This window comes from Streptococcus moroccensis (assembly GCF_030812835.1).
Lineage (GTDB): Bacteria > Bacillota > Bacilli > Lactobacillales > Streptococcaceae > Streptococcus > Streptococcus moroccensis.
This window is the reverse complement of record NZ_JAUSTM010000011.1, coordinates 19,054-35,112: the sequence shown is the minus strand read 5'-3', so window position 1 is coordinate 35,112 and position 16,059 is coordinate 19,054. Positions and strand designations below refer to the sequence as shown.

Genomic DNA, 16,059 nt, shown 5'->3' with positions numbered 1-16,059 from the left:
AGACTATTCAGCCTCGTTTTTTTGTAATTTGTTAAAACCTCATCCTTAATCCTATCGGCGAGGTTTATAAGTGTTCTGAGCCATGACACCTGACAGGGCATGCGGAAGGTAGAGTTCTTCCAGATAGGCCAGGTCTTCTGAACTCAGTTTGAGGTCAAGAGCCTCAAGTGGCCCTTCTAGGTGGTGCGGTTTCGTTGCCCCAACAACTGGCGCATCCACTCTGGTTAAGAGCCAGGCCAGAGACACAGCCGTCATGCTGGTCTGGTATTTGTCTGCCAACTCTGCCACACGCGCGATGATTTTGTTATCTTCTTCAGCAGTTTGGTCATATTTGGACTGGGCAAACTTATCCTCTTCCAAGCGCTTGGTCGTCACACCCGGTAAACGCGACAAGCGACCACCTGCTAGTGCAGAGTAAGGCGTTGTTGCAATGCCCTCTTCTTGGCAATAGGTCATAAGTTCGCGCTCGTCTTCGCGCATGATAAGGTTGTAGTGACTTTGTACCGAGATAAAACGCTTGTAGCCCATCTTATCAGCGTAGGCATTAGCCTTGGCTAATTGCCAAGCAAAGCAGTTGGCAATCCCGATTTCACGGACCTTACCAGCCTCAATAGCACCATTTAGGGTATCCATAACCTCCTCAATCGGCGTATTATAGTCCCAGATATGGTAGATGTAAAGGTCAATGTAGTCCATGCCAAGGTTATCCAGACTCTGCTCAAGTGAGCGCTCAATGTGAGCGCGACCAGAGACGCCTGATTCAATATCTTCTTTAGAACGGGGTAGGAATTTTGTCGCAAGCACAACTTCTTCACGTTTGGCAAAGTCGCGTAGCGCCCGACCTACAAAGCGTTCGCTAGAGCCATTTTGATAGCCTAAGGCCGTGTCAAAAAAGGTTATGCCTGCTTCCAGGGCTTGCTTGATGATGGCTCGGCTATCTTCTTTGTTTAAAGTCCAAGAATGTGGACCATCGGTAGCGTCACCAAAGCCCATGCATCCCAGACAAATCCGAGAGACCATGAGGTCACTTTGTCCTAAGCGTCGTTTTTCCATCTGCTTCTCCTTTCATGCCTATTCTTCTTATTGCGCCGTTGGATCAATGACTGCTTCCAGTGTCAATTCGCCTTCCGCGTAGGTCAGTCTGCAAATGGCACAATTGCCAAAGCGTGCTCCCTCTGGTAAAACCGCATCAATATGCAGGATAAAGCCCCACATAGCCGCCCCATGACTAACCGCTAGCAAGGTGTCACCATCAGACGCCTGGTCCAAAACTGCTAGCAAGCCCTCATAAACGCGCTTGCCAACCAAGCGAATATCCTCCCCTCCATAGGGAACCAGCTGGTCTTCAAAAGACTTGGTCCCCGGACGGTGAACAGGCAAGAGCCGTTCTTCTTTTGCTTCAAAGGTGCCAAAATCCATTTCCTTGATAGCTTTAAGGCGTGTAGGCACTTGCCCAGAGACGATTTCTGCTGTATCACTGGCCCGCTCCTGGGTTGACGAATAGACCTGGTCAAAGCGAATGCCATTTGTTTCAAAATAATCCTTAGCCATGCCTGCTTGAGCAATTCCCAAGTCTGTCAAAGGCGAATCGTAAGCCCCTTGGACCCTGCCTTCGACATTAAGTCTCGTCTGCCCATGTCGCATCAAATAAAGTGTTTTTGTCATGTTGTTTCTCCAAATCTTAATTCCAGGTCCTTGGGAACCCCGTGTTCTTGATCGTACAAGAACTCACCGGCCACAGGGTCGTAGATTGAGAATAATTCAAACTGTGACCCAGTCACTTCAAAGTCTAAAATAGCGCAGTTGCGCATTCTAACTTGCGGTGGATCAGCTAATACCCCTCGGTAAAACTGGGCAATAGCCCCACCGTGACTCACGACCAAAACTGTTTTCCCATCATTGTCTCCCACAATCTGTCGAATGGTATCTCCCATACGCTGGCGCGCAGCCAGAGACCCTTCTCCACCATAGGTCACAAAGTAATCCCCATAACCGATGTCTTTTTGCAAGGGCGGATTGAGAAACTCCTGCTGACCTTCAAAAGCGCCAAAATCAATCTCCTTGAGCCCTTTTAGGCGGGTGTAGTCTGTCCGACCTGTTACCAACTCTGCGGTGTCACAAGCCCGCTCCTGGGTTGATGTGTAAATAGCATCAAAAGAGATGTTTTGCTGATCAAAATAAGCCTTGGCAGCAAGGGCCTGCTCAATCCCCAGGTCCGTCAAGGGCGAATCCGATGCTCCTTGAATCCTACCTTGGGCATTAAAACGCGTCTGCCCGTGCCGCATGAGATAGAGTTTTGTTGTCATAACGTTCCTTTCTAGAACGGCTGAGATACCACTAATTCTTTGACCTTATGAATAGTGTGTTCCAAAGATTTCTGAACAATCACAACCTGCTCACGGTCTATTTTACCCGAGAACAGGGTCTCATCATCCATAAAGACTAAATCATCTGATAATGACTCAGCTATTTCCGGGTATTTTTGCTGAACTGCTCGAAAATGAATGCCCACGATTTTTAAACTAATGTCTGCTTCTTCTATGTGAGATTGCTTAACCATACTTGACACAAAACCTCCCAAAAAGAACTCGAAACAACCAGGTCTCGTTAGGGCTTCGAGTTTGCGGTAAGCATAGTTTAATGCATCCAGTAGGGCTTGTAGATCCTCAGTCATTTCAATCCCTTCTTTCCAGCAAAAGACCAATAGAGGTTGGGCATCACGCCCAGCCTCCTTGTCTTATCCGTCTTTAGTCGTTCAAGATATTAGCACCGTTGGTTGCGATGACATCCTTGTACCAGAAGAAAGAATCCTTGCGTGAACGGTCAAAGCTACCATTGCCTTGGTCATCCGCATCCACATAGATAAAGCCATAACGCTTAGACATTTCACTGGTTGACGCTGATACCAAGTCGATACAGCCCCATGGGGTATAACCCAACAGCTCCACACCATCTTCGATGGCTTCATACATCTGCTCGATGTGTTTTTCCAAGTAATCGATCCGGTAGCTGTCATGGATCGAACCGTCTTCCTCGACCTTATCCAAAGCGCCAAGCCCATTTTCCACGATGAAGAGCGGCACTTGGTAACGGTCGTAAAGCTTGTTAAGGGTCACGCGCAGACCAACTGGGTCAATCTGCCAGCCCCAATCAGAAGCTTCTAGGTAAGGGTTCGATTCCCCTAACATTAAGTTACCTGATGTTTTCTCACCAGAAGGATTGGCACGCGCAATGCTGGTCATGTAGTAAGAGAAGCTCATGAAGTCTACTGGGTATTGCTTGAGAATCGCTTCATCACCTGGCTCAAACTGGAGTTCGATATTGTTTTCTTTGAAGAAACGCTTCATGTAACGAGGGTATTCCCCACGAACCTGCACATCTGAGTAGAAGAGGTTGGACTGGTCCTTCTTGATGGCTTCCATGATGTCATCTGGATTACAAGTTGCAGGATAGCTCTCCATACGGGCCAACATCATCCCAACCTGGTTTTCAGGATCAATTTCATGGGCAGCCTTGGTCGCAAGAGCTGACGCGATAAACTGATGGTGAACCGCTTGGTACATTTCATCCAAGTGCAACTTGCCATCTTCAAAAAGAAGTCCACCTGATAAGTAACCTGTCAAACCAAGAATGTTGATTTCATTGAAGGTCAACCAATATTTGACCTTGCCTTTATAGCGGTTGAAAACAGTCTCAGCATAACGCACAAAGAAGTCGATCACTTTGCGGTTTTTCCAACCACCGTACTCAGTCACCAAATGGATCGGAAACTCATAGTGGGACAGGGTTACTAAAGGCTCGATACCATATTTGTTGAGCTCATCGAAGACCTTGTCGTAGAAGGCAAGCCCTTCTTCATTTGGTTCTAGCTCATCCCCTTTAGGGAAAATCCGTGGCCACGCAATCGACAAACGGAAGGTCTTAAAGCCCATTTCTGCAAAGAGGGCGATGTCTTCCTTATAACGATGGTAGAAATCAGACCCCCAGCGTTTTGGATAGAGACCTTCTGTGTCTTCCATGGCAAACTTGAGTTTTTCAAGGGTCATTGGTGTGGTAAACTCCCCACCCATAGATTTGCGTTCTTCTGGGGATACGGCACGCGATGTATCAGAAGTCGCGAAACCTCGACCACCTTCACCAAAGCCGCCTTCATACTGGTTGGCAGCAGTCGCTCCGCCCCATAAGAAACCATCTGGAAATTGTTTTGTCATGATAATACCTCACTCATTATTTTTTCATAACTATAGTATAGCACGACCTGCAAAGGTTTTCCTGTGTTATTCTATTGAAAACTGGTATTATTCTAGGGAATAAAAATAGACAAAAAGGAAGACAGTATACCTTCCTTTGCCTAGTATGACATGAAAAATCCGATTATGGCAAGCAAGTGGGCATAATCGGATCTCGTCTTATAATATTTCCCCCAACCTCTCTAAAACCACCTGATAGCCGGGCATGGTAAGGTGAACGCCATCTCTAGTGTAGTCTGGATTGAGGGTTTGGTCTGGCATGGTCAGTTGGCTGTGCAGGTCGATATAGGTGATCCCTGTCAGGTTACGAAGGTAAAGATTGGCCACCTCTACCTCGTCAGTTAAGGCAGGCCCCCACTGGGGAGAATCCTGTCTCGGGTAAAGGCTTTGGAGGTAAATGTCGCAGGTTGGAAGTTCTGCCTGAATAATATCCAGTAGCTCTCTGATCTCCTCAGCCAGGCTTTCTGGGGCCATGCCAAACATGAGGTCATTGGTCCCGATAAGTAATACCAAACGGCTAGGCTTGAGGTCTAAGATAAGTTCCTTTACATGGTCTTTTAAAAAAGCAATGCCTGTCCCACGAATCCCTCTGTTATAGACAGGGCCATTTGCCGCAAGCTTTTGGTGCGGGAGAAACTCTGTCAAGGAATCGCCAGCTAGGACGAGACCACCGGTCTGGGCCTGCGGGTTGCGCTCTTGGTATTTGGCTAAGAGAGCCTCTTGCTGCTCTTCAAGGCTTAATTGGCGAAAGGCCAGCTCCTCTGCTTGGCTAAATAACTTTCCCTCCGTCATCGTGAATCTCTCCTTTTAAAAATTGCTCAATAATTGTTAACACACCATGTTCGTCATGGTTTGGCGCCACATGCTTAGCTGCCGCCTTGACGAAGTCCGGCGCGTTATCCATGGCATAACTGTATTGAGCTAATTGTAACATTTCATAGTCGTTTCCGCCATCCCCAAAGGCCATGACCTCGCTGGCGGCGATGCCCCAGCGCGTCAACAACTGCTCCAAGCCCCAAGCCTTATGGACCCCTTTAGGCATGATGTCAACTGCCCCATATCCGCTAGTGGTCGCGATTAAACTGCCGGAAAAATGATGGTTAAAATCTGTCATAATGGCGTCACACTCTGCCTCTGGCAGAATCATGCCAAGCTTCATAATAGTGCCATCTGGAAGCTGGCCAAAATCATCGATCTTGCGAATGCGGGACCGAAAAAGGGCCATCTGCTCTGGTGCAATCTTGCTAAAGGCATCGATCCCAAACTGGTCACTGACCATGTAGATCGCATCCTCGTAAGTGACAGTGATCCGGTAGTCCTCCCAATTGTCCTTAAAGTAATCCAGAAAGGCCAAGGCATCACTGTGGGCAATGACTTTATGGGCGATGGGCTCATCCTGATCAAGCACATAGGCACCGTTTTCGGCGACATAGGATATGCGATCCGTAAAGCCGTCAAAAATCATCTCAATCCGGTGCATGCTGTTGCCTGTTGCCGCCACAAATCGGATCCCTCTGTGGTCTAATGCATCCAGCACCTTGGCAAATCGCTTACGATCAATATTGCCTGACGCGTCCAACAAAGTCCCATCTAAATCACTTGCAATCACTTTTATCATGTCATACCTCCATTATCTCTTATTATTATAATCTTTTTTTAAGGGGATTTCTGACAAAATCCTATGAAAAACTGATATTATGGTATGATTTTAATGACCTTAATTTCTGTTTTAAATTTAAAATCGGAACTTGATAGACTTCATAGAAAATAATTTTTTATTAACCCATATTTATATTTGATTTACGAACATCAATTGATTTCAATTTTTTTGGTTAAAAATAAGGCCTTCTGCTCTTTAGTGAGAAAGAAGGTCCTTTAATAATTTTTTAATTTTTGATATCCCAAGCGATAATAGGTAATTTACTGGTCAAGATTATTTTGTTATTTAGAAGCTCCCAACATCCCTGCAACAAAATGTTTTTGCAAGAGAAAGAATATGATTAAAGTTGGTACAGTGGCAATTAAAACAGAAGCCATAATCATACCAAAATCAGGTGAGTAACTCGATCCTAATTGTGAAATCAATAGCGGAACAGTTTGTTTTTCAGGAGATTGTACAACGACTAATGGCCAAAGGTAGTTGTTCCAGCTATTCATAAATGTAATAATCGCTGCTGCTGCATAAGTTGTTTTCATTGTTGGCATATATATTTTAAAGAATAGACCAACTTCGGATACACCATCAATTCTGCCAGCTTCGAGTAAATCTCTTGGGAACATTTTAGTATTTTGCCTAAAATAAAAAATTAAGAACGCTGTTGCAATATATGGTAAAAATATTGACGCTACAGAATTGATTCCAATTAGAGATGAAACACTCGATAATTTAGCAAAAAGTCTAAACAGAGGGATCATAATAGCAGCAAAAGGCACCATCATAGATAGTAAAATTATATTGAAGACAATATCTTTTCCTTTACTTCGATATATTTCAAATCCGTATCCAGCTGCCGATCCAATTAAGAGTGCCAACACTGTTTGAAATAAAGCGACTACTGCTGAGTTTTTCATGGCATTTAACATCCCAGTTTGGCTAAAAATATTTATTATATTTGTAAATAATTGTGTTCCTGGAAGCATACGTCCATTAGTTACATCAATGCTAGAATTTGTAGCACTAACAATCAAAAAATAGAATGGAAAAGCAAAAACAATAGACATAACTATAAGGAATATATATGTTGCTATATTTTTATTTCGTTTTCGTTTCATCGCGTCCTCCAATCCGAGTTTGAACAATAGACAAAATAACTACGAGTGCTACAACTGCGTATGAAACTGCTGCTGCATATCCAAAGTCAGGTGTATATTTAAAACTTAAATTATATATATATTGAGAAATCGTTGTTGTAGCATCACCTGGTCCACCTTGGGTTATATTCATAGGTTCATCAAAGAGCTGTAACGTTCCGATGGTAGATGTTATTGTTGTAAAGAGAATGACTGGTTTTAATAAAGGAGCAGTAATACTAAAAAACTTACGAACCGAACTAGCTCCATCCACATCAGCCGCCTCATAGATTTCTGGATTAATATTTTGGAGGGCAGATAAGAAAAAGATCATATTATAGCCAGTCCAACGCCAAGTTATTGCTATAATAATAACAACTTTTGCCCAAAAGCTATCCGATAGAAATAATATCGGTTCATCTAAAATATGAAGATTCATCAAAATCTTATTGATAATACCATCATTTGAAAAAAGGTACTTAAATACAATCGAATAAGCTACTAAAGAAGTAACAGATGGTAAAAATACAATTGTTCTAAAAATACCTTTGAATTTCAATGACTTGTTATTCAACAGGACTGAAAAGAACATGGCTAGCACTACCATAACTGGAACTTGAATTACCAGGAATAACACCGTATTCTTTAAAGCATTGATAAAGACAGGGTCACTCAATAGTATTTTATAGTTATCCAAACCCACAAAAGATAAATTATTTCCTTTTCCAGAGGAAAGTGACAATTTGAAAGCCTCTACCATTGGATAAAAATAAAATAAAATAATTAAAAACGTTGGAATAATGATAAATAACCATCCCATTATTTTTGATTTTAAAAATGGATTCATTTTCTTCATTCTAATCCCTCAATTCTTCTAAAAAAACAACCAAATAATTTAGTTATCAAGCTTATGCCATCAAAAACCTAAATTATTTGGTTAAACCTAGATTATTTCAATTGGTTTTCAGCTTCTTTCTGAGCAGCTTCTAACACTTTATCAATATCATCGCCTTTCAAATAATTTTGAAGCGCTTTGATTAAGATATCCTCGATTGCATACGTATTCTCACCATAGTTAACAGATGGAATTTGAGTTGACCATTCAGCAAAGTCTTTATATATTTTTTGTCCACCAAAGTATGTAGCCTCAGTATCGTAAACACCTGCCTCGGTAGCTGGTACATAAGAACCAATAGCACCTATATTTTCAACGAGTGTTTTATAAAGGTCAGTGCTTGAACCAAATGTTTCTTGCAAGAACTCTGCTGCTGCTTCTTTACCATCAATGTTTAAAACATAAATAGAAGCTCCTCCAAGGTTAGAAGCATTAACTGACCCTTCCATCTCCTGACGTGGGAAAGGAACAACTGCCCATTTACCTTCTTGATCCTCTTGAGCTGTGATTGATGGTGTAATCCAGTTTCCTGTTGGTACAGTCCAAACGACTCCATTGTTAAAGTCACTAAGCCATTGACTCCAATCACTATTACTATCCGTTAAACCAGCATCGTACATTTTCTTGAAATCTTCAAATGCAAGTTTTAAAGATGCGTTATTTGCTAAAGTTGGCGTCTTACCATCTTCTCCAGTATACCATTGACCACTTGAATTGATCATGGAACGAATCAATCCTAAATCATTAACATCTGTTGAAAGTAATTTTTTACCTGTTTTTTCAAGTACAACTTTACCAATTTCAGTATATTCAGACCAAGTGATATTCTGCAAATCTTCTAATTTGTATCCTGCTTCTTCTAAGATATCAGTGCGAACATAAAGTCCCGTTGAACTTGTATCAAATGGCACCGCATAATTTTCATCATCTACAGAAGTAGCTTCAATTTTATAAGCGCTGAAATCTTCTGCATTAATAAAATCGGTCAATGGGTAGAAACTATCTGGATATGCTTCTAAAAAGCTTTTTGCACGGTAATCTTCTATTAACACAATATTAGGAAGTCCATCAGTAACTCCCGAACTCAATGCAGTATTCATTTTTTGAACGATATCATCTTGAGCATTTTCAACAATATTTAAATCTACTTTATCTGGTTCAGCCTTATCATAGACCTTTTCAGCCTCTTCAAAAGCTCTCACATTGTAATTTGCATCCCAAGCCCAGACTGTTAGTTCTTTAACTCCAGAATCACTCGCTTGATTACCAGAGTTTGATCCACACCCAACTAAAAGTAATGTTGAAAATAAAGTGCCAGCTACGATAGCTGTAATGGTTCTCTTTTTCATTGAAAGAGTCTCCTTTTGTTATGATTTATTTGTTGTATACATTATAGTATAAAAGCGCTTCCAAATCAAGTCTTTTTTACTAATTTTTTTACTAAATTTTTTATTTTTTTACTTAATATTATTATTGTTTTTATAAAGCTTTTATCGTAAAGGCAAATCGCAATAACTTCTCTGATGACAGATGAAATTCATCGTGCACAGGCGCTCCCCAAGAATCATCGCCACCTACTCCCATCTGAGCAGCAAGAATCCGAATCCACGTATAATATGATTTTGGTAATTCTTCTTGATGACTAGCATTTTCTAATTCATAAGCACTATGTGGTAACACACTCATTTCAAACGGAGATTCAATTGATTCAAAAAGTATCCCTTTACCTAAATCATCTGTAATCTCAACCCATCTTACTCCACAGCGATTTCCTGTTTCTTGTGGCATTAAATATGGTGCTTTATTTTTTAAAGCTGTTGTCTCAAATATGCCTAAGCGAGCTCCTTCTTTACGATCAATATAATTTTCTTCAGGACCATAACCGTAAAATTTAACATTTTGGAAACGAGATTTAATTTTAAAGTCCATTCCGTACACTGGTAATGATGGCAATTCCTTGTATCCCGGATAGTTTCCTTCAACAGAAATAGAACCAGAATGATCTACTGTATATGAGATATTATGAGTAATATTTCCAGGCAGTGGTAGCTCATGTACAAATGTAATTTTAACTTTCTCTTGACTTTCATCAATTTGAACATCAACATGCTTTTGATATAAACTAGCACCTAACCAAATCCCTCTATCAAATCCATGTTTTGTACCACGATCGTTATCCGTCATCGCTCTCCAAAAGCTAGCTTTAGGTGTCCTTGTAATATATTCTTGACCATCCTTTACAAATGAAACCAAGCCTCCTTCAGCGATTGAAAATAAAATCGAAAAATTACTTCCATGAACACCTATATTTACATCACCTTTTACTACACGGAAATTTGGATCATTAACAGTTTTGACTGTCTTTTGTCCAACTTTCTTCGTAAATTGCGCAAACGTCAACTCGTATCCAGATTCTGACCAAAGAGTTTGATTTTTTAAATGCTGAGTTACGTGATAGCTATATTCTCCTTCTTGTGTGAATGTAGGAGAATGAAATTCAAAACGTCTATGTTGTCCTGGTTTAACTACAAAATCATAATGCTGCTCCCAAATTGCTAAGCCATCCTTAAATACAGTAACTTTAAAATAAGTATCACTCGTATCTATAAATAAGTTTTGATTGTCAACTGTGATATCTTTATCTGAAATGGATAATTTTACATTAGAATATAATTGTTTGACTTCTTGCGCTTTCGGAGAAATCGTTCTATCTGCAAAAACAATTCCGTTACCACAAAACTCATAATCTGTTGCTCGGTCATCCCAATCTCCACCGTAGGTTAATACTTCTTCACCAAACTCATTGCGCTTCAGAAGTGATTGATCCATATAATCCCAGATAAAACCACCTTGATATTGGTCAAACCGATTTTCTAAGTCAGTATATAAACTAAGACCTCCTAATGAATTGCCCATGCCATGCATGTATTCACATGAAATATAAGGTTTTGCAGGCTTGCTTTCTAAATAATCTATGATTTCAGTTGGCTTAGCATACATTCTACTTTCCATATCTGAAATTTGATCATATTTTCTATTCCAGAATACTCCTTCATAATGTACCAATCGACTAGAATCATTCTCATGGAAAAAGTCCGACATATCTAAAATGTTTTCGCCGGCGTAAGATTCATTACCACATGACCAAATAAGAATAGAGGGATGATTCTTATCACGCTGAAACATACTATTCGCTCGATCTAATACACATTCTCTCCATTCAGGTAAATCCCCAGGCACATTCCAAGAAGGCTCTAACTGACCTAGCTTTTGCCAAGAACCATGACTCTCTAAATTAGCTTCATCAATGAGATAGATACCATATTCATCGCATAGTTCGTACCAACGTGTCTGATTTGGGTAATGTGATGTTCGAACAGCATTGATATTATGCTGCTTCATAAAACGAATGTCCCACAACATCTCATCTTCTGTAATCGCACGACCGCGTCGATGATGGAATTCGTGTCTATTAATTCCTTTAAATATAATACGTTTGCCATTAATCAACATTAGGCCATCTTTCATTTCGAAATTACGAAAACCAATCGTTTGAGTGACAACCTCAATGATCTCATTGTTCTCTTTTACCAATAGTTCTAGCTGGTAAAGATATGGATTCTCCGCACTCCATGCTGTGACATCATCTATTTGAATCCCTTCTTCTAATTCAGCTAAATTACCTTGATAAATGATATTATTGTCTTTATTACGGATAACCGCCTCCACAATCGTATTGGGATCATCACCAATCATCCTTACTTCAACTTTTAACTTACCGTCCTGATAATCATTCACTAATTCAGGGTGAACAAAAATATCTTCAATATGGATTTTGGGAATAGCATATAAATAAACATCTCGGAAAATACCTGAAAAACGCCAAAAATCTTGATCTTCAATCCAACTCGCACTTGAACGTTTGTATACTTCAACTGCTAATTTATTTCTACCAGTCTTCAGAAAATTTGTTATCTCAAAATCTGAAGGTGTAAACGAATCTTCACTATAACCTACAAATTCGCCATTTAACCAAACATAGAATGCAGTTTCTACCCCCTGAAAAGAGATAAATGTCTGCTTGTTTAACAAACTTTCTTCGAGTTCAAAAAAGGTAATATAAGATCCAACAGGATTATAATCATTCGAAACATGTGGTGGGCGGAGCATTTCTTGCCCATCCCAAGGATACATAGTATTTATATACTGATTTCGGTCGTATCCTTGGGTTTGAATATGACCCGGAACAACAATTGAATCAAAACCTGTCGGTTCAAAATCTTCCTTATAAAATTCTTTTTGACGCAAGCTTGGATTTTCAGCATATGCAAATTTCCAATTCCCATTTAAGGATTGTTTTAGGTAAGATTTTCCCTGTCTTGCTTCGTACTCTGATTGGAAAAATAAATGGTCTGAGTGGGCAGCAATCCTATTTACTTCATATACAGTAGGTTTTTCCAACCACTCTAGACTAGCTTTCTTGAATTTCATTGTTTAAGTCCTCCTGTTTTTTAGCCTTAAAATAATACATCTGAGTATTAAAATCTTGACGAGCGATTGGATTGTAAATCCCTATATTCATAAGTTCTGAACCAGAAAAGACTTCTCCAATAGCAATCGGTTTATGAGCATAAATTGAACTGAAGTAACCGACAGAATGATCCGATTCTCTATCAGATAACAACGGCATAAGTTCATAGTCTGCATCTGGATTTAATCCCACAAGCTTTGTTTTCGTTAAAATAGGTTGGGCGTAAGACAGGATATTCGCTGTCATTAACAAAGCCTCTTCTTTATTCTCGGATACGAACAACCAAGCTGATTCATTGCTTTCTAATACTGACTTCAATCGATAGAAAGTTCCGTATTGAACTAAGTGTCTTACAGACTTATATCCATTAACCTGTTCTTTAACAAGAATTTTTTCATTGGCTGTCATTTTGGTTAAATCAAGTTCATATCCTAAAACACCACTCATTGCAACATGCCCCCTAGCCTCTAATGAGCATTCTCTTCCAGTCTGATGATTTGGAACAGCAGAGACGTGCGAAGTAATACTTGAGATAGGATAAGCCAGTGAAGTTCCTTCTTGTATGGTGAGCCTAGCAACTGCATCAGTGTTGTCACTTGCCCAAGATTGTGGCATATAATATGTCCATCCTGTATCAAATCGCCCGCCGCCGCCAGAACATCCTTCAAAAAGGATATTTGGATAATCATTTATTATTTTCTCTAATAATTCATAAACCCCCAATATATAACGATGGCTAACTTCACCCTGCCTACTAGGGGGCAGGGTCGGAGAATAAATATCCGTTAAATGTCGATTCATATCCCACTTAATATAGTCAACATATCCCTTATCTAAAATATTTTTCAATTGATGATAGATTGCATTAACAACTTCTTTATTACACATATCTAAGACAAACTGGCTTCGAGAAGAGCTTGGTTGTCGATTTGGGGAACTCATAAGGTAGCTTGGATAATTCCGATAAAGGTTCGAATCCATCGAAATCATCTCTGGTTCAAACCATAATCCAAATTTCAACCCTTTTTGATGCACATAATCTGCGAATTTTTCTAAGCCATTTGGAAATTTCTTTTTATAAATTTGCCAGTCCCCTAAAGACGATTGATCATTGTCTCGTTTTCCAAACCAGCCATCATCTAAAACAAACATCTCCATTCCTAGTTCCTTTGCTTCATCAACAATTGGCTTTAATTTTTCTTCATTAAAATCAAAGTAAGTTGCCTCCCAGTTATTGACTAGAATAGGACGATCCTCGTATTTAAATCTACCACGAACAATATGATTGCGAATTAAACCGTGGAAAGTTTGGCTCATATAGTTTAAACCTTCATTCGAATAGGCCATCAATACTTCCGGTGTCTGAAAATGGGCTCCAGGCTTCAATTCCCACTCAAAATTATAATCATTAATTCCAGCAAGAACACGAACTTGAGACAGTTGATCTTTTTCCACTTCAAACAAGTGATTCCCAGAGTATACAAAATTAAGTCCAAAAGCTTGTCCAGAATGCTCATCTGTGCCCTTATCAACTAAAGCAATGAAAGGATTCATCTGATGACTAGAAGTTCCCCGACGACTTTCAAATCGCTTTGTTCCGTAATCAATCTTTTGCCGACTAATATGACGTTCGTTAGCATGGGCTCCAGGCAAGCAAATTACATCAAAATCTTGTGAAACAAAATCAATTTGCATTGAGGATATTTTTTCTAATTTTACAGAACTCTCGCCTAAATTCCGAACACAACTAGAGCGTGCAATTACATCATAATCTCTAAAGATGCTATACAGTAAATCGATTTCTAGCCCCGTTACTTTGTCTTCAAGGGTGACAACTAAAGTCTCAGACTGGCTTTCTTGTTCAACGTAAGATGCCGGCAAGCCAGCCAAGACGGGTTTCCCGCAACTAATTTTATAATCTTTAAATGTCCAAGCATTCGATCGACTTCCATTAGCATGCTGAGCAACAAAAGAAGGTACACGGTAATCACCAGCATCACTTCCACTATACTCTTGTGGTAATGTATCTTTAGAAAAACCACGGTCAGGGTGATTGAGTACATTTCCAGAGAAACCTCTATCAATTCTAGGATACCGCATCTGATTATGATAGCGCTTTATTTTTTGTCCAAAATATAAATGGCTTAGTAAGCCACCTTCTTCTATTGAAAACAAATAGGAGATTCTTGTATTGCTTAAATGAAATAAACCTTGTTTAGGATCATACTGAATCAATTTTTCCATAATAACCTCACTTGTGGATTGTTTAAATTTATTTTACTTTTTTTATATAAAAAAGGCAACATTTTAGTAAATTTTTTACCAAAATTTAACCCTTTAGGATTACTTACTTTCCAACAAATAATCTGTAATCTAATAATTTTTGGTCATTTTTATTTTCTAAAGTTTTACTTATGATATAATAAAATTAGTAATGATTTTGAAAGGAGAGAGAATGGCAACTATAAAAGATATTGCTTCAGAGTTAAATATATCTACAGCAACTGTATCTAGAGTTCTTAGCAATGATGAGTCAATGTCAGTTAGTATGGAAACACGAAAGAAAATCTTCCAAACTGCAGATAAACTTGGTTACACTCGCCATAAAAAGTTATATACCCCAAAAATAGATACAAAGAAAATCGCTATTATACAATGGTATTCTGAATCCGAAGAAATGAATGATCTATATTATTACTCTATTCGTTTAGGAATTGAACAGAGGGCTCAAGATCTAGGCTATGAGATAATACGAATATTCAACGATAGTCCTTTGGAAGATGCTCAATCAGCAGATGGTATTATCGCAATCGGTAAATATAGTAAAAATCAAATTAAAAGACTTGAGCAGATTAATAAACATCTTGTATTTGTTGATAGCAATACCTTACCATCAGGACATACTTGTATTACCACTGATTATACAAACTCCGTTATAAGTGCTCTAAATCATTTCCTGGAGCACAGCCAAACAAAAATTGGAATGATTACCGGCCAAGAAACGACTCCTGATCACACATTTCCAGAAATTGATCATCGCTATGCTGTCTTCAAGCATTATTTAACCCACCACAAGTTATTTAAGCCTGAATTTGTGTTCGTTGGTAACTATCTTGCAGAAGATGGATATCGCCTCATGCAACTGGCAATTGAAACACTCAAAGATGAACTACCGCAGGCCTTTTTTATAGCCAATGATGCCTTAGCTATTGGAGCTCTCAGAGCACTTCACGAAAATGATATTCCTGTTCCAGAGAGGGTAAGTTTAATTTCGTTTAATGATACCGTCATTGCTAAACAAGTGTATCCTCCACTTAGCAGTATTACAGTTTTTACTGAAGAAATGGGGCATAAAGCAATGGAAATATTAAATCAACAATTGGAAGGAACTATTTCTAAATTTCCTATTATGATTAAACTTGGAACTTCATTAACTTTGCGTGGTAGTAGTATCAATTAATAAAAAACTTATATTAGTTATTTTCTTCCTTCTCTTATAATTTCCCAATTTGTAATATTTAATAATTTTCAAATAATAACTATTACTAAAAAATAATTCTTGAAATGTTTATATCCTCAAAGTACTTCAAGAA

The 16,059-nt window shown here is 39.2% G+C and carries 13 protein-coding genes; 1 reads left to right on the top strand and 12 read right to left on the bottom strand.

Going from position 1 to position 16,059, the window contains the following annotated elements; all coding sequences use genetic code 11:
- Nucleotides 1-51: 51 nt before the first annotated feature.
- From J2S23_RS06445 to J2S23_RS06390, 12 genes are all read right to left on the bottom strand, one after another.
- On the bottom strand, nucleotides 52-1,053 hold the full coding sequence (locus J2S23_RS06445; RefSeq protein ID WP_307121933.1) for an aldo/keto reductase: 1,002 nt from the start codon (nucleotides 1,051-1,053) through the stop codon (nucleotides 52-54).
- Nucleotides 1,054-1,080: 27 nt separating this feature from the next.
- Nucleotides 1,081-1,665 carry a histidine phosphatase family protein gene (locus tag J2S23_RS06440; protein WP_307121932.1) on the bottom strand — a complete coding sequence of 195 codons (585 nt, stop codon included), beginning with the start codon at nucleotides 1,663-1,665 and terminating at the stop codon, nucleotides 1,081-1,083.
- The gene (locus J2S23_RS06435) at nucleotides 1,662-2,306 is read right to left on the bottom strand and encodes a histidine phosphatase family protein (RefSeq protein ID WP_307121931.1); all 645 of its coding nucleotides are present in this window, start codon (nucleotides 2,304-2,306) and stop codon (nucleotides 1,662-1,664) included. The genes J2S23_RS06440 and J2S23_RS06435 overlap by 4 nt, the downstream gene beginning before the upstream one ends.
- Before the next feature lie 11 nt (nucleotides 2,307-2,317).
- On the bottom strand, nucleotides 2,318-2,674 hold the full coding sequence (locus J2S23_RS06430; RefSeq protein ID WP_307121930.1) for a hypothetical protein: 357 nt from the start codon (nucleotides 2,672-2,674) through the stop codon (nucleotides 2,318-2,320).
- A gap of 73 nt (nucleotides 2,675-2,747) precedes the next feature.
- On the bottom strand, nucleotides 2,748-4,211 hold the full coding sequence (locus J2S23_RS06425; RefSeq protein ID WP_307121929.1) for a glycoside hydrolase family 1 protein: 1,464 nt from the start codon (nucleotides 4,209-4,211) through the stop codon (nucleotides 2,748-2,750).
- A gap of 198 nt (nucleotides 4,212-4,409) precedes the next feature.
- Nucleotides 4,410-5,042: a GDSL-type esterase/lipase family protein gene (locus J2S23_RS06420; protein WP_307121928.1), complete on the bottom strand. Its 633-nt coding sequence runs from the start codon at nucleotides 5,040-5,042 to the stop codon at nucleotides 4,410-4,412.
- Nucleotides 5,020-5,868, bottom strand: a complete 849-nt coding sequence (locus tag J2S23_RS06415) for a Cof-type HAD-IIB family hydrolase (protein ID WP_307121927.1) — start codon at nucleotides 5,866-5,868, stop codon at nucleotides 5,020-5,022. The genes J2S23_RS06420 and J2S23_RS06415 overlap by 23 nt, the downstream gene beginning before the upstream one ends.
- A gap of 323 nt (nucleotides 5,869-6,191) precedes the next feature.
- Nucleotides 6,192-7,022: a carbohydrate ABC transporter permease gene (locus J2S23_RS06410; protein WP_307121926.1), complete on the bottom strand. Its 831-nt coding sequence runs from the start codon at nucleotides 7,020-7,022 to the stop codon at nucleotides 6,192-6,194.
- A complete protein-coding gene (locus J2S23_RS06405) occupies nucleotides 7,003-7,896 on the bottom strand; it encodes a carbohydrate ABC transporter permease (protein ID WP_370868698.1) in 894 nt (297 codons plus the stop codon). The genes J2S23_RS06410 and J2S23_RS06405 overlap by 20 nt, the downstream gene beginning before the upstream one ends.
- Before the next feature lie 92 nt (nucleotides 7,897-7,988).
- Nucleotides 7,989-9,284 carry an ABC transporter substrate-binding protein gene (locus tag J2S23_RS06400; RefSeq protein WP_307121925.1) on the bottom strand — a complete coding sequence of 432 codons (1,296 nt, stop codon included), beginning with the start codon at nucleotides 9,282-9,284 and terminating at the stop codon, nucleotides 7,989-7,991.
- 130 nt (nucleotides 9,285-9,414) lie between these two features.
- Nucleotides 9,415-12,426: a beta-galactosidase, LacZ type gene (lacZ, locus tag J2S23_RS06395; RefSeq protein ID WP_307121924.1), complete on the bottom strand. Its 3,012-nt coding sequence runs from the start codon at nucleotides 12,424-12,426 to the stop codon at nucleotides 9,415-9,417.
- Nucleotides 12,407-14,710 carry an alpha-galactosidase gene (locus tag J2S23_RS06390; RefSeq protein ID WP_307121923.1) on the bottom strand — a complete coding sequence of 768 codons (2,304 nt, stop codon included), beginning with the start codon at nucleotides 14,708-14,710 and terminating at the stop codon, nucleotides 12,407-12,409. Before J2S23_RS06390 ends, lacZ begins: the two co-directional genes overlap by 20 nt.
- Nucleotides 14,711-14,921: 211 nt before the next feature.
- Here J2S23_RS06390 and J2S23_RS06385 point away from each other — a divergent pair, with 211 nt between their 5' ends.
- Nucleotides 14,922-15,926 (top strand): LacI family DNA-binding transcriptional regulator, encoded by a 1,005-nt coding sequence (locus J2S23_RS06385; RefSeq protein ID WP_307121922.1) that lies wholly within the window; start codon nucleotides 14,922-14,924, stop codon nucleotides 15,924-15,926.
- The last annotated feature ends 133 nt before the right edge of the window (nucleotides 15,927-16,059 follow it).

Coding starts and splice junctions, on each gene's coding strand:
- J2S23_RS06425 (WP_307121929.1), bottom strand. CDS start 4,211: ATGACAAAACAATTTCCAGATGGTTTCTTATGGGGCGGAGCGACTGCT.
- J2S23_RS06435 (WP_307121931.1), bottom strand. CDS start 2,306: ATGACAACAAAACTCTATCTCATGCGGCACGGGCAGACGCGTTTTAAT.
- J2S23_RS06405 (WP_370868698.1), bottom strand. CDS start 7,896: ATGAAGAAAATGAATCCATTTTTAAAATCAAAAATAATGGGATGGTTA.
- J2S23_RS06430 (WP_307121930.1), bottom strand. CDS start 2,674: ATGACTGAGGATCTACAAGCCCTACTGGATGCATTAAACTATGCTTAC.
- J2S23_RS06445 (WP_307121933.1), bottom strand. CDS start 1,053: ATGGAAAAACGACGCTTAGGACAAAGTGACCTCATGGTCTCTCGGATT.
- J2S23_RS06410 (WP_307121926.1), bottom strand. CDS start 7,022: ATGAAACGAAAACGAAATAAAAATATAGCAACATATATATTCCTTATA.
- J2S23_RS06440 (WP_307121932.1), bottom strand. CDS start 1,665: ATGACAAAAACACTTTATTTGATGCGACATGGGCAGACGAGACTTAAT.
- J2S23_RS06385 (WP_307121922.1), top strand. CDS start 14,922: ATGGCAACTATAAAAGATATTGCTTCAGAGTTAAATATATCTACAGCA.
- lacZ (WP_307121924.1), bottom strand. CDS start 12,426: ATGAAATTCAAGAAAGCTAGTCTAGAGTGGTTGGAAAAACCTACTGTA.
- J2S23_RS06415 (WP_307121927.1), bottom strand. CDS start 5,868: ATGATAAAAGTGATTGCAAGTGATTTAGATGGGACTTTGTTGGACGCG.
- J2S23_RS06420 (WP_307121928.1), bottom strand. CDS start 5,042: ATGACGGAGGGAAAGTTATTTAGCCAAGCAGAGGAGCTGGCCTTTCGC.
- J2S23_RS06400 (WP_307121925.1), bottom strand. CDS start 9,284: ATGAAAAAGAGAACCATTACAGCTATCGTAGCTGGCACTTTATTTTCA.
- J2S23_RS06390 (WP_307121923.1), bottom strand. CDS start 14,710: ATGGAAAAATTGATTCAGTATGATCCTAAACAAGGTTTATTTCATTTA.